Raw genomic sequence first — 13,145 nt, 5'->3', positions numbered from 1 at the left:
ATGCTCCGCGAGTCTCCGGATGCTGTGAGCTTGGTGCCGGCCTTGGGGGTGATGGTCGGCATTTTTTTTATGGAATGTTGGCTTGCGGCTCGGCATTGACGCGATTGTTGAACGAGCCCAGAGCTGTGGGTGCCTCACCCCATCCCCACCACACTAGACAACAGCATCTTCACCAACACCGCCTGCCTTGTCGCCCCGGTCTTGGCAAAGATCCCCCGCAGGTGCGCGCGTACCGTGTTCTTCTTCACGCCGAGCCTGACGGCTGCTTCATCCAGCGTCAGGCCATCGACCATCAGCAAGGCCAGCTCGATCTCCGTTGGCGTCAGGTGGAACAGCTTGCGCAGGCTGGCGTGCGTGTTGCGCGGCGACCCGGCCGGGTCGCGGATGAATACCGCGACCGCGGGGCGGCGGGCCTTGTCTTCGGTGCGGTAGCTGAGGGGAATGGGCCGCACCAGCACGCTCAGCGGCGTGGCCGCCGCGGGGCGGCTGAGCAGCGTGACTTCGCTGCGCGAGGTGGCCAGTGCGTGGGCTTGCGCGGCGTCTTCGAGGATCTTGCGGAAGCGGCGGTTTTCCACCGGGCAGTGTGCGTGCAGCGTGCCGCCGGACAGATGGAGGCCGTCGCGCTCTTGCAGCAGGCGCCTGGCGACGTCGTTGCTGCGGATGGCCTTGCCGTGTTCGTCGAGGATGATGGTGCCGACCAGCAGCCGGTCCACGGCTTCCGCGTACAGGGCGCGCTCGGATTGCAGCAGGTCGAGCGCGGCATGCAGGTCGACCGCGCGCTTCAGGTGCGGCAGCAGGCCTTGCAGCAGCGCCCTCTCGGTGGTGCCGAAATCCTGGCCGGCCTCGCCGCGGCTGATGAACAGCGCGCATTCCACGCCGTCGGCGGTGACGAGGTTGGCGGCGAGGATATAGCGCAGGTCCAGCGGCGCGAGGTACTGGGTATAGAACGGGTGGGCCAGCCACCCGGCTTCGCCGAACAGTTCATCGGCGCTGAAGAGGCGGTCGGGATGGAGGTCGAGGAAGGGGCACAGCGCGTAGTACTGCTCGCTGTACGAGGGTTCGCCGGGCAGGTGCGGGCCGTAGGCGGAGGCGTTGACGATCAGGCCGGGGCGGTCGGTGGCGGGGTGGCGCAGCACCAGCGTGACGAAGACGGCCTCGAGGCGCTGGCGCACGGTTTCGAGGAAGCCGGCCCAGGGGACGGCTTCGGTGGGACCCTGGTAGAGCTGGGCGAGCAGGGCGCTGAGTTCGGCGGCCTGCAGGGAATGTGGCAGCATGGTCGAGGCGTGTGGGTTGATGGCCGGTGTGCTCCCTCTCCCGCAGGCGGGAGAGGGAGCAAGCAGTCGGCCATGCAAGCGCATTGGTCCCGGGTGGGCGCGGTCAGGATCTCCGGCAGAAACTCGGATTCACCCATCGTACCCACCCCCACCACGGCCTCATCGTCCATTCAGCCTAAGTCCTATCCCGCAGCCACGCCACGATCCGTTCCGCCGCCTGCTCAGCCGTGTCGGCGGTGGTGTCGATGCGCAGCTCGGGCCGGTCGGGCGCCTCGTACGGCGAATCGATGCCGGTGAAGTTCTTCAGCTCGCCGCGCCGCGCCTTGCGGTACAGGCCCTTGGGGTCGCGCTGCTCGGCCACCGCCAGCGGCGTATCGATGAAGACCTCGACGAATTCGCCGTCGCCCGCCAGCGTGCGCGCCATCTCACGCTCGGAGCGGAACGGCGAGATGAACGACACCAGCACGATCAGCCCCGCATCGAGCATCAGCCTTGCCACTTCAGCCACGCGCCGGATGTTCTCGACGCGGTCGGCCTCGGAGAAGCCCAGGTCCTTGTTCAGCCCATGGCGCACGTTGTCGCCATCGAGCAGGTAGGTGTGGTGGCCGAGCGCATGCAGACGTTTTTCCACCAGGTTGGCGATGGTGGACTTGCCCGCGCCGGACAGCCCGGTGAACCAGACGATGCGAGGTGACTGGTGCTTGAGCGCGGCGTGGGCGCGGCGGTCTACGTCGATCGCCTGCCAGTGGACGTTCTGCGCCCGGCGCAGCGCAAAATGCAGCATGCCGGCGCCGACGGTGTTGTTGGTCAGGCGGTCGATGACGATGAAGCCGCCCAGTTCGCGGCTGCGCGCATAGGGGTCGAACGCCACCGGCCGGTCCAGGTGCAGGTTGCACACGCCGATCTCGTTGAGCTCCAGCGTGCGCGCGGCCAGGTGTTCGAGCGTGTTGACGTTGACCTTGTACTTGGGCTGCGCGACCGTCACGCCCACGGTGCGCGTGCCGAGCTTGAGCAGGTAGGGGCGGCCGGGCAGCATCGCATCCTCGCTCATCCACACCAGCGTGGCTTCGAACTGGTCGGCCACCGCGGGCGGGTCTTCCGCGCACGCGAGCACATCGCCGCGGCTGATGTCGATCTCGTCGGCCAGCGTCAGCGTCACCGCCTGGCCGCGTACCGCATGCTCGCATTCGCCATTGGCGCCGACGATGGCGGCCACGCGGCTTTCGCGGCCCGAGGGCAGCGCGCGCACCCGGTCGCCGCGGCGGATTTCGCCGGCGCTGACGGTGCCGGCGAAGCCGCGGAAATCCAGGTTGGGCCGGTTGACCCACTGCACCGGCAGCCGGAACGACTCGTCCTGCACGGGTGCGCTGTCGATCGGCACGGTTTCCAGGTGCTGCATCAGCGTCGGGCCCTGGTACCACGGCGTGCTGGCGCTGGGCGCGGTGATGTTGTCCCCACGCAGCGCGGACATCGGGATGCAGGTGATATCGGTCAGCCCGATCTGGCGTGCGAATTCGCGGTACTCGGTTTCGATGCGCGTATGGACCTCGCGCGAGTAGTCCACCATGTCGAGCTTGTTGACCGCCAGCACCACGCGCCGGATGCCCAGCGTTGACACCAGGTAGCTGTGCCGGCGCGTCTGCGTCTGCACGCCGCGGCGCGCGTCCACCAGCAGGATGGCCAGGTCGGCGGTGGACGCGCCCGTGACCATGTTGCGGGTGTATTGCTCGTGCCCCGGCGTGTCGGCGACGATGAACTTGCGCTTGTCGGTGGCAAAGAAGCGGTAGGCCACGTCGATAGTGATGCCCTGTTCGCGTTCGGCGGCCAGGCCATCCACCAGCAGCGCGAAGTCGAGGTTGTCGCCCTGCGTGCCCATCTTCCTCGAATCGGCTTCGAGTTGCGCCAGCTGGTCCTCGAACAGCATCTTCGACTCATACAGCAGCCGGCCGATCAGCGTGCTCTTGCCGTCGTCGACGCTGCCGCAGGTGATGAAGCGCAGCAGGCTCTTGCCTTGCTGGGCATGGAGGTAGTGGGCGATCTCGCTCTGCGTGCCCGCGGGCTGCGCCATCGGCGGCGCGGTGTCGATCAGCGTTGCCATCAGAAGTATCCCTCCTGCTTCTTCTTCTCCATCGAACCGGCCGAATCGCTGTCGATCAGCCGTCCCTGGCGCTCCGACGTGGTCGCCAGCAGCATTTCCTGGATGATGCCGCCGAGCGTGTCGGCCTCGCTCTCGATCGCGCCGGTGAGCGGGTAGCAGCCCAGCGTGCGGAAGCGGACCTTGCGCATCCGCGGCGTTTCGCCGGGGCGCAGCGGCAGGCGCTCGTCGTCGACCATGATCAGCGTGCCGTCGCGCTCGACTACCGGACGCTCCCTGGCAAAGTAGAGCGGCACGATCGGGATGTCGTTGAGGTAGATGTATTGCCAGATATCGAGCTCGGTCCAGTTCGACAGCGGAAACACGCGCAGGCTCTCGCCTTTGCGCTTGCGGGTGTTGTACTGGCGCCAGAGTTCGGGGCGCTGCATCTTCGGGTCCCAGCGGTGCTGGGCGGTGCGCACCGAGAACACCCGCTCCTTGGCGCGCGACTTTTCCTCGTCGCGGCGCGCGCCGCCGAAAGCGGCGTCAAAGCCGTAGTGGTCCAGCGCCTGCTTCAGGCCCTGCGTTTTCCATACGTCGGTGTGGACGGCCGAGCCGTGCTCGTGAGGGCTGATATTGCGCTCCACCCCTTCGGGGTTGATATGCACGCGCAGGTCCAGGCCGAGCCGGTCGGCGGTCTGGTCGCGGAACGCGATCATCTCGCGGAATTTCCACGTGGTATCGACATGCAGCAGCGGGAACGGCGGCCGCGCGGGATGGAAGGCCTTCATCGCAAGGTGCAGCATCACGGCGCTGTCCTTGCCGATGGAATAGAGCATGACGGGGTTTTCGCATTCCGCCACCACCTCCCGCATGATGTGGATGCTCTCCGCCTCCAGTTGCTCCAGGTGGGTCAACATCGGGTTCTCCTCTTGGTTTGCCGGCCCATGCACGGATCTCGCGGTGGCCTGGCATGGCCACAAGGTAGCGAGCCGGGGCCCCGCGCCACTTCGTCCGGGCGGACTAGGAAATCGCGGGCCGCGGCATGCAATTCCTAGTCCGCCCGGACGAGGAAGCGCTGGGCCTGCACTGGGTATCGTTGCTTCGCCGACGAACCACGGGAGCAGGCAGATGGCGACCTCCGCCGAAGACCAATTGCTGAGCGGCCACACCTGGGCCGAGTTTTGCGAAGTGCTCAAGCGCAGCGGGCAGCAGATCCTGCGCCCCGAAGCGCCGACCGACGCGCTCACGCGCGCCGAGGGCTTCCGCTACCTGAGCCGCTTGCTGCGCATTGCGCTGGAGATGCATGTGGAGTTCGCCGATCCGGCGTTTCCCGGCTTCTTCTCGCCGTCGCACGAGACCGCCAAGATCGGCGCTGACAATCCGGACAACCTGTACCGCTACGCGCGCCTGGACGGCAATGCGGCGTACCGCATCCGCGGCCGGCGCGGCACGGTGGCGTACCTCAGCTTCGGCACGCAGAAGGGTGGCTACGAAACCGATGGACGCATGGTCCAGACCGGCTTTATCGACAGCAGCCAGCTGGCGGTGGCGGCGGACGGCAGCTTCGAGATCGTCCTCGGCGCTCAGCCGCAGCAGGGCAACTGGGTGCGCATGGAGCCGGCCACCAATGCGCTGGTGGTGCGCCAGACCTTCCTCGACCGCAAGGCAGAGACCCCGGCCGAACTGCATATCGAACGCGTTGACGGCAACGGCAAGCCGCCCGCGCTGAGCGCCGAGCGCCTGCACGGCGGCCTGCTGCGCGCCGCCGGCTTTGTCGAAAGCACCGCGCGCATCTTTGCCGACTGGGCCAGGGGCTACGGTGGCCACGTCAACGCCCTGCCGCCCGCGGACCAGGCCGTGTGCCAGGCGGCGGGCGGCGATCCCAACATCTTCTACTACCATTCCTGCTGGCAGCTCGCGGATGACGAGGCGCTGGTGGTCGAGGTCGACCGGGTGCCGGACTGCGAGTTCTGGAACTTCCAGATCAACAACTACTGGATGGAGTCGCTCGACTACCGCTACCACGACATCTGCATCAACAAGCACGGCGCCCGGCTCGATGCCGGTGGCGGCGTCACCGTCATCCTCAGTGCGGGCGATCCGGGCCTGTCCAACTGGCTGGAGACCGCCGGCCATCGCAACGGCACCATGTGCTGGCGCTGGGTGGGCGCGGCGCAGCCGGCGCATCCGCGCACGCGCGTGGTCAAGCTCGCATCGCTCAGGGAGAACAACGCATGAAGGGCATCAACGTGAAGGGCCTGCTTGCGCAGGCGAGCGAGCAGGCCGGCGGCCTGGCCGACTTCGGCCCGGGCAACTACCGCGAGGCCCTGGACGTGCTGTCCGATTCGCTGGCACGCGAGGCCGGCCTCTCGCAGCAAGGCGAGCAACTGCTGCAAGCCAAGCTGCAGGCCCAGCTGGTGAACCGGCTGGTGATCCAGGACTACTGCAGGCGCCATCCGGGGATCCTGCAGGAGCGCGTGGAAGACCCGCTGGTCATCGTCGGGCTGCCGCGCACCGGCACCACGCTGCTGCAGCGCATGCTGGCTACCGACGCGCGCTTCTGCTCGGCGGCGTGGTGGGAAACCCGCTACCCCGCGCCGCTGCCCGGCGAGGACGTGCGCGATGCCAGCCGGCGCATTGCGCTGGCGCGCGACGAAGTGGCGCAGATGATCCGCTTCATCCCGGACATCCTCGCCATCCATCCGCTCGACGCCATGGCCGCCGACGAGGAATTCATGCTGATGGAGCATTCATTCCTGTGCGCAATGGACTCCTACGCCAACGTGCCCGGCTACACCGGCTGGCTGGCGTGCCAGGACCGCACCGAGGTCTACGACTACCTGAAGACCATGCTGCAGTTCCTTCAGTGGCAGAAGCGCCAGCGCGGCGAGGGGACCGCGCAGCGCTGGGTGCTGAAGACCCCGCAGCATTTGCATACGCTGGAAGTCCTGTTCCGGGTGTTCCCGGGCGCGCAGGTGGTGCTGACCCACCGCGATCCGGTCCAGACCATCCCGTCGATGGCCAGCATGGCGCATACGTTGTGGAGGATGTACGCCGATGCGCCGGATCCGGTCGCGGTAGGCCGCCAATGGAGCGAACAGATGCGGCGCGGCACCGATCACGCCATGGCCGTGCGCGACGCCATGCCCGCCGGCCGCTTCCTCGACGTGCGTTTCGAGGACACGGTGCGCGATCCCTTCGGCGTGGCGCAGGCGGTCTATCGCTTCGCCGGCATGCCGCTGACCGAGGCCGCGCGCGCCGGCATGTGGGCATGGATGGAAAGCAATCCGCGCAACCGGCGCGCGGCGCATGCCTATACGCCCGAGCAGTTCGGGCTGAGCCAGGCACAGCTGGCACGCGATTTCGCCGGCTATCGCGCACGCCATGTGCTGAGCCGCGACTGATACCGAAAACACACCGAGGAGACATCCACATGCTGCTGAAAGACAAGATCGTCATCGTATCGGGCATCGGCCCGGGTCTGGGCATCAAGCTGGCGGTAGCGGCCGCGCGCGAGGGCGCCCGCGCCGTTGCCATCGCCGCGCGCACCGCCGCGAAGCTGGACGAGGCCCAGGCCCGCATCGATGCACTGGGCGCCGACTGTGAAGTGCTGAAGGTGGTGACCGACATCACCGACCGCGCCCAGTCCCGCCATCTCGCCAGCGAGACCGTGCGCCGCTTCGGCCGCATCGACGCGCTGGTCAACAGCGCCTTCCAGCACGGCAATTTCCCCGAGCCGGTGGAAGCCGCCGACCTGGACGTCTGGCGCCAGGTGTTCGACACCAATGTCTTCGGCACCATGACGCTGACGCAGGAGGTGGCCGCGCTGATGAAGCCGCAGGGCGGCGGCGCCATCGTGATGATCAACACCCAGGCCACGCGCAAGCCGATGCCCGGCGAATCGGGCTACGCCGCGTCCAAGGGCGCGCTGGCGGTGGCAGTCAAGTACCTGGCGCGCGAACTGGGGCCGCATGGCATCCGCGCCAACAGCATCTTCATGGGCTGGATGTGGGGCGCGCCGGTGCAGGGTTATGTGCGTCACGCCGCGGCCGAACAGGGGGTCGCCGAGGACGCTATCATCGCACCGGTGGCTTCCCAGATTGCGTTGGGCCGCATGCCGACGGACGACGACTGCGCGCGCGCGGCGCTGTTCCTGGTGTCGGACTACGCCCGTGCGATCACCGGGGCCTCGCTGGATGCCAACGGTGGCGACTTCATGCCCTGACCGGCCGGACCGACTGCTCTACTGCCAACTGCCATGACCCGCTACTTTGCCTTCAACGGCGACGCCGACGGCCTGTGTGCCCTGCAGCAGCTGCGCCTGGCCCGTCGTTTGCACCCCGGCGATGCGACGCTGGTCACCGGCGTCAAGCGCGATATCCGCCTGCTCGAGCGGATCGACGCCTGCGCCGGCGATACCGTGACGGCGCTGGACATCTCGCTCGAACAGAACCGCGACGGGCTGCTGCGGCTGCTCGCCGCCGGTGCGCAGGTGGACTACTTCGACCACCACCACGCCGGCGAGCTGCCGTCGCATGCCGGTCTGGGTGCGCATATCGACGAAAGCGCGGCGGTCTGCACCAGCATCCTGGTCGACCGCCACCTCGACGGGCTCCACCGGCGCTGGGCGATCACCGCTGCCTTTGGCGACAACCTCGGCGACGTGGCGCGCGCGATGGCGGCGCAGGCGCGGCTGGACGCGCGCGAAACCCTGATGCTGGAACGGCTCGGCACCTGCCTGAACTACAACGCGTATGGCGAGTGCGTGGCGGACCTGCATTGCGATCCCGCCGAGCTGGCGCAGCACATGCTGCCGTTCGCCGACCCGCTGGAGTTCGCCGCGCAGTGCGCCACCTACGCGCTGCTGTGCGATGGCTACGAGGACGACATGGCCCAGGCGCGCCGGCTGTCGCCCGTGCATGAAGTCCCCGGCGCCGCGCTGCTGGTGCTGCCGGACGCACCGTGGGCACGGCGCGCGATCGGTGTGCTGGCCAACGAGCTGGTGCGCGGACGTCCCGGCGATGCGATCGGCCTGCTGTCGCCCAAATCCGGCGGCGGCTTTGCGGTCAGCGTGCGCGTGCCGGCGCACAGCATCACCGGTGCGGCCGACTTCTGCCGCGCCTTCGAGACCGGAGGCGGCCGGCGCCTGGCCGGGGGCATCAACCACCTGCCCGACGCCGAAGTGGAGCGCTTCACGCGCAGCTTTGCCGACTGCTTCGGCGCGCCGTTCAACCAGGCTGGCCCGGCGGGACAAACTCCGTAACCTCCAGGTCGAAGCCGGTGACCGCGCGGTAAGGCACCGGATGGCTGAGCAGGCGCAGCTTGTGCGCGCCCACATCGCGCAGGATCTGCGCCCCGACCCCCAGCGCGCGCTGCGCGAAGGCCGGCGCCGGCGCGGCGGCAGGCGGCGCGGCCAGCCGCGCCAGCCGCTGCTGCGGCGATTCGCGCTCGTCCAGCAGCACCAGCACGCCGCAGCCCTCCGCGCCGATGCGGGCGAGCGAGCGTTCCAGGTTCCAGGCGGGCTGAGAGGTGGACTGTGCCGGCGTGCCGAAGGCCAGCACGTCGCGCTGCATTTCCACCGCCTGCACGCGCGTCAGTACCGGCCTGGACGGATCGGGCTCGCCCAGCACCAATGCCAGGTGCAGCGCGTCGGCAGGGGCGTCGTGGTACGCGTGCACGGTGAAGCGCCCGAACGGCGTATCCAGCCCGGTCGAGCGGGTACGGCGCAGCGCGCCTTCGGTCAGCAGCCGGTGGTGGATCAGCCCGCTGATCGAGACCGCAGCTAACCCGTGGCGTTGCGCAAACGCCAGCAGGCCGGGGCCGCGCAGCAGGTCGCCGTCGTCATCAAGCAGCATCGCATAGGCGCCGGCGGCGACACGCCCGGCCAGCCGCGGCAGGTCGGAGCAGGCCTCGGCAAAGCCGGCGCGGCGCAGCACGCCGTCGGCCTGCGCTACCACCGGAAAGATGTGTCCCGGCTGGACCAGGTCTGCCGGTTGGGCGCGCGCCGCTGCCGCTACGCGCAGCGTCAGCGCCCGGTCCGCCGCGGAAATGCCGGTGCTGACGCCGGTGGCCGCTTCGATCGACACCGTGTAGCGCTCGCGCTGGCGCTGGCTGGCGGCCATCGGCGGCAACTGCAGCCGGTCGCGGCGCGCCTCGGTGATGGCCATGCAGACCAGGCCGCGCGCCTCGGCGGCCATGAAGTTGACGTCGGCCTCGGTGGTGCGTTCGGCGGTAACCAGCACGCAGCCGGTGGCCTCGGTGGTCTCGTCCTCGATCACCACCACGCGCTGGCCAGCAGCCAGTGCGGCAAGCACGTCGGCCATCGGCGGCAAGGCGTTGGCCGTGCTCATGCTGCTTCCTGCCGGCTGCTGCCGAACGCGTGGCGCAGCGCCGCTGCGGCCGCATCCAGTGCGTCGCTGGCGGCATCGATCACGCCCTGCATGCTGATGAAGCCATGGAACTGCCCCGGCCAGCGGCGCACGGTGGCGCTGTTGCCCGCGCGCTGCAGCGCTTCGCCGTAGCCTTCGCCCTGGTCGCGCAGCGGGTCGTACTCGGCGGTGATGATGGTGGCCGGTGGCAAGCCATGCAGGTCGCGCTGGCGCAGCGGGCTGGCGCGCACGTCCGCGGCATCGGCGCGATTGCCGAGATACTGGGCGCGATACCAGTCCAGTTCCGCCGCGCTCAGGAAGTAGCCGGTTGCGCATTCGCGGTAGCTGGCGCTGCCGGTCGCGGCATCGGTGCAGTCCAGGTAAGGGTAGAGCAGCAACTGGTGCCGCAGGGCGATGCCGCTGCCGCGCAACTGCTGGCAGGCTACGGCGGCGAGGTTGCCACCGGCGCTGTCGCCCGCCACGGCGATCCGCGCCGGATCCGCACCCAGTTGCGCCGCATGCGCAGCTGCCCATCGCACCGCCGCGACCGCGTCTTCCGCGGCGGCCGGGAAGCACGCTTCCGGCGCGAGCCGGTAGTCGACCGACAGCACCAGCGCGCCGCTGCGGCGCGCCAGGGTGCGGCAGATGTTGTCGTGCGAATCGAGGCCGCACAGCACGAAGCCGCCGCCGTGGAAATTGATCACCAGCGGCAGCGCGGCGCTGTCGTCCGGCCGGTACAGGCGCGCCCGCAGCGGGCCGGCCGCACCGTCCAGGATCAGGTCGTGCTGCGCGGCGATGGCATCGCCGGGTGCGAATCCCGGCATGGCCGCCAGCGCGGCACGGTAGTCGGCGGCGCGCAGCGTGGAGAAGTCGGGGCTGGGCAAGGCGGCCATGGCATCAAGCATGGCGCGGGCCTGGGGGTCGAGCGGCATGGTGTCTCCCGGTTGCGGTTGAGGATTCAAGTTCGGAGCGCGATCTCAGAGCGCGAAGGCTGGCTGGCTGCCGGCGGCAATGCCTTGCGCGCGCGCCAGCGCGGCGTGCGCCGCCTGCTCGTGCGGCAGGATCCAGAAGCGGCCGGCCGACACGCCGTCGAGGATCACGCGCGCGACCTCGTCCGGCGTCATGCCGGCGGCAATGCCGCTGCGCAGCGCGCCGTTCATCTGGTTCACCTCCTGCGGCCCGGCGCCGTCCAGGCCCGCGGCAATGCCGGTGGCGACCGGGCCGGGGCAGACCACCGACACCCGGATCGGCAGGCCGGCCGCCTGCAGCTCCAGCGCCAGTCCTTCGCTGAGCGCTACCACGCCCTGCTTGGACAGCGTGTAGGGCGCCAGCCAGGGGCCGACCGCGAGGCCGGCCATCGACGCCACGTTGACGATATGGCCCGAACCCTGCGCCGCCATGCGCGGCACGAAGCAGCGCAGTGCGTACAGCACGCTCCACAGGTTGATGCGCAGCACGCGCTCGAAGACCTCCGGCGCCAGCTCCCAGCAGCGGCCCGTGGCCAGCACCCCGGCGTTGTTGACCAGCAGGTCGACACGGCCCAGGCGCAGGAAGGCTTCAGCGCACAGGTGCGCCATCTGCCGCAGGTCGGAGACGTCGGTGGGGACCGCGATAGCGATGGCACCCTGGCCCGCAAGCGCCGCGCGCGTCGCTTCGAGCGCGTCGGCGTCGATGTCCGCCAGTGCCAGCGCATAGCCCTGCGCTGCCAATGCATGCGCCAGCGCGCGGCCGATGCCGCTGCCCGCCCCGGTAATCACTGCGGCCTGCTGCCGCGGGTTTGCCGCCATGGTCGTGGTTCTCCGTAGGAAAAAGACGTGGAAAAAGGGCGGGGATTGCCGCCCATGCACGACTTGTAGCGGCGCCGCGGCGGCGCGGCATCGTCTGTTTGGGTGGGGCGGCGCCACCTGGCGTCATGCGGATTCACATGGCGTCACATGGCACCCCATGACGCCTAGGGGTTTGCCCGCAGCCGGACGGCCATGGGTTGGTCCTTAGTCTGTTTGGAGTATGTGTTTGCGCCGCCGGCGCGTGAGGATTGGCCTGTCCCTCGGGACTAGTCCGGCATGCGTGCCATGCCGGCGTGGACTAGGGCAAACCATGAAGGCGGGGGGCAAGCCGCGACCCCTGCGCCGTCCCTATAATCGGGGCACAAAAAAAGGGCCACAGAGCCCGCACAGGAAGGCCAGCCGACCGGCACGTCCGGTGCGCTGCGCACGCCACAATGGAGACAGAGGAAATGCTGATGGAGGCGAGCCACAATCAGGCAGCCGCGCACCTGTTCGCGCAGACGACGGTGTCGCTGTCTGACTTCAGCGCGTTGCTGGGCAATATCTACCAGGGACCGATGGAGCAGGTGCCATGGGGCAAGGCGCTGGAGCAGATCCGCAGGCAGCTCGACGCCAACTACGTCACGCTGATCCTGCGTTCGCCGGCCACGGACCGGCGCGGGCTCATGATCAATGCCTCGGAGCATGGCGGTTCGACCCTGCCGGGGGAGACCTCGTACAACAACTACTACTACGCGCTCGATCCCTTCATCGGCCTGCCGTCGGACCGGGTGGTGACCATCGACGAGCATCTAGGGCCGGGCGTCTGGTGCCAGAGCGAGATCTACCTGCAGTTCCTCAAGGACGTCGGCATCCGCTACATCCTGGGCGCGGACCTGCGTACCGACGACGGCGTCGAATGCCGCTTCCGTGTCTGCCGCAAGCATGAGGGCCGCGATTTCTCGGCCGCGGACAAGGCGCTGTGCACCGCGCTGCTGCCGCACCTGAAGCGCGCGGTGGACCTGCATTCGCGCCTCGACGTGGTGGAGTCGGAGCGCACCGTCTATGCCAGCGCCATCGACCGCATGCTGGTCGGCATGGTGATCCTGGACGAGACCGGCGCCATCATCAAGACCAACGCCGCGGCCGACGAGATCCTGGGCGCCAAGGACGGCATCCGGATTGCCAAGGGCGGGCTGGACGTCGAGTACGGCCAGGAGAACCGCAAGTTCCAGCGCCTGCTGCGCCAGGCAATGATGGGGCACCTGGGCACCGCGCCGGCGGTGATGGAGGCGATGTCGATCACGCGTCCGTCCGGCAGCGCCAGGCTGGGCGTGCTGATCCGCACCATCCCGCTCAGCGAGTGGTCGGAGGACAACCGCAAGCGCCCGGCCTGCGTGGTCTTCATCCGCGATCCGGAGCGGCGCTCGCAGGCCTCGCACGATGTGGTGCGCCAGCTGTTCGACTTCACGCCGGCGGAGACGCAACTGGCGCTGCAGCTGGCCAACGGGCTCACGCTCGACGAAGCCGCCGATGAACTCGGCATCAGCAAGAACACGGCACGCGCGCACCTGCGCGCGATCTTCTCCAAGACCGGCGTGACCCGGCAGGCCACGCTGGTGCGCATGCTGCTGAGCAGCGTGATTTCGCTGGGCTGATG

General features: G+C 69.0%; 11 protein-coding genes. 5 read left to right on the top strand and 6 right to left on the bottom strand.

All coding sequences use genetic code 11. The features are described from left to right. Positions 1-134 precede the first annotated feature (134 nt). The 3 genes from ACAD63_RS30735 to cysD all read right to left on the bottom strand — a co-directional run bounded on the left by ACAD63_RS30735 (position 135) and on the right by cysD (position 4,268). Positions 135-1,274: a helix-turn-helix transcriptional regulator gene (locus tag ACAD63_RS30735; RefSeq protein ID WP_434034243.1), complete on the bottom strand. Its 1,140-nt coding sequence runs from the start codon at positions 1,272-1,274 to the stop codon at positions 135-137. 175 nt (positions 1,275-1,449) lie between these two features. Further along, a complete protein-coding gene (gene cysN, locus ACAD63_RS30730) occupies positions 1,450-3,372 on the bottom strand; it encodes a sulfate adenylyltransferase subunit CysN (RefSeq protein WP_135703588.1) in 1,923 nt (640 codons plus the stop codon). After that, positions 3,372-4,268: a sulfate adenylyltransferase subunit CysD gene (gene cysD, locus ACAD63_RS30725; RefSeq protein WP_063239596.1), complete on the bottom strand. Its 897-nt coding sequence runs from the start codon at positions 4,266-4,268 to the stop codon at positions 3,372-3,374. The genes cysN and cysD overlap by 1 nt, the downstream gene beginning before the upstream one ends. A gap of 211 nt (positions 4,269-4,479) precedes the next feature. Here cysD and ACAD63_RS30720 point away from each other — a divergent pair, with 211 nt between their 5' ends. The 4 genes from ACAD63_RS30720 to ACAD63_RS30705 are packed head-to-tail and all read left to right on the top strand — an operon-like array spanning position 4,480 to position 8,614. Beyond that, complete coding sequence (locus ACAD63_RS30720) at positions 4,480-5,589, top strand: DUF1214 domain-containing protein (RefSeq protein WP_135703589.1); 1,110 nt, start codon at positions 4,480-4,482, stop codon at positions 5,587-5,589. Continuing rightward, positions 5,586-6,755: a sulfotransferase family protein gene (locus ACAD63_RS30715; RefSeq protein ID WP_434034242.1), complete on the top strand. Its 1,170-nt coding sequence runs from the start codon at positions 5,586-5,588 to the stop codon at positions 6,753-6,755. Before ACAD63_RS30720 ends, ACAD63_RS30715 begins: the two co-directional genes overlap by 4 nt. Positions 6,756-6,784: 29 nt before the next feature. Next, the gene (locus tag ACAD63_RS30710; protein WP_434034241.1) at positions 6,785-7,576 is read left to right on the top strand and encodes an SDR family oxidoreductase; all 792 of its coding nucleotides are present in this window, start codon (positions 6,785-6,787) and stop codon (positions 7,574-7,576) included. Positions 7,577-7,609: 33 nt separating this feature from the next. Then, positions 7,610-8,614 carry an acetyltransferase gene (locus ACAD63_RS30705; RefSeq protein ID WP_434034240.1) on the top strand — a complete coding sequence of 335 codons (1,005 nt, stop codon included), beginning with the start codon at positions 7,610-7,612 and terminating at the stop codon, positions 8,612-8,614. Here ACAD63_RS30705 and ACAD63_RS30700 read toward each other — a convergent pair. The 3 genes from ACAD63_RS30700 to ACAD63_RS30690 are packed head-to-tail and all read right to left on the bottom strand — an operon-like array spanning position 8,580 to position 11,506. Then, entirely contained in the window at positions 8,580-9,701 is a 1,122-nt protein-coding gene (locus tag ACAD63_RS30700) for a 3,4-dihydroxy-2-butanone-4-phosphate synthase (protein WP_133094823.1), read from the bottom strand. The genes ACAD63_RS30705 and ACAD63_RS30700 overlap by 35 nt on opposite strands. Next, on the bottom strand, positions 9,698-10,651 hold the full coding sequence (locus ACAD63_RS30695) for an alpha/beta hydrolase (RefSeq protein WP_434034239.1): 954 nt from the start codon (positions 10,649-10,651) through the stop codon (positions 9,698-9,700). The genes ACAD63_RS30700 and ACAD63_RS30695 overlap by 4 nt, the downstream gene beginning before the upstream one ends. Positions 10,652-10,696: 45 nt before the next feature. Beyond that, positions 10,697-11,506, bottom strand: a complete 810-nt coding sequence (locus ACAD63_RS30690) for an SDR family NAD(P)-dependent oxidoreductase (protein ID WP_434034238.1) — start codon at positions 11,504-11,506, stop codon at positions 10,697-10,699. 449 nt (positions 11,507-11,955) lie between these two features. Between ACAD63_RS30690 and ACAD63_RS30685 the strand changes: the two genes are divergently transcribed. Then, positions 11,956-13,143, top strand: coding sequence for a helix-turn-helix transcriptional regulator (locus tag ACAD63_RS30685; RefSeq protein ID WP_135704007.1), 1,188 nt, complete (start codon positions 11,956-11,958; stop codon positions 13,141-13,143). Positions 13,144-13,145 lie beyond the last annotated feature (2 nt).

The sequence above is a fragment of the Cupriavidus sp. a3 genome, assembly GCF_051015765.1.
GTDB classification, from domain to species: domain Bacteria; phylum Pseudomonadota; class Gammaproteobacteria; order Burkholderiales; family Burkholderiaceae; genus Cupriavidus; species Cupriavidus oxalaticus_A.
The sequence above is the reverse complement of the archived record's forward strand: the minus strand, read 5'-3'. Positions and strand labels throughout refer to the sequence as shown.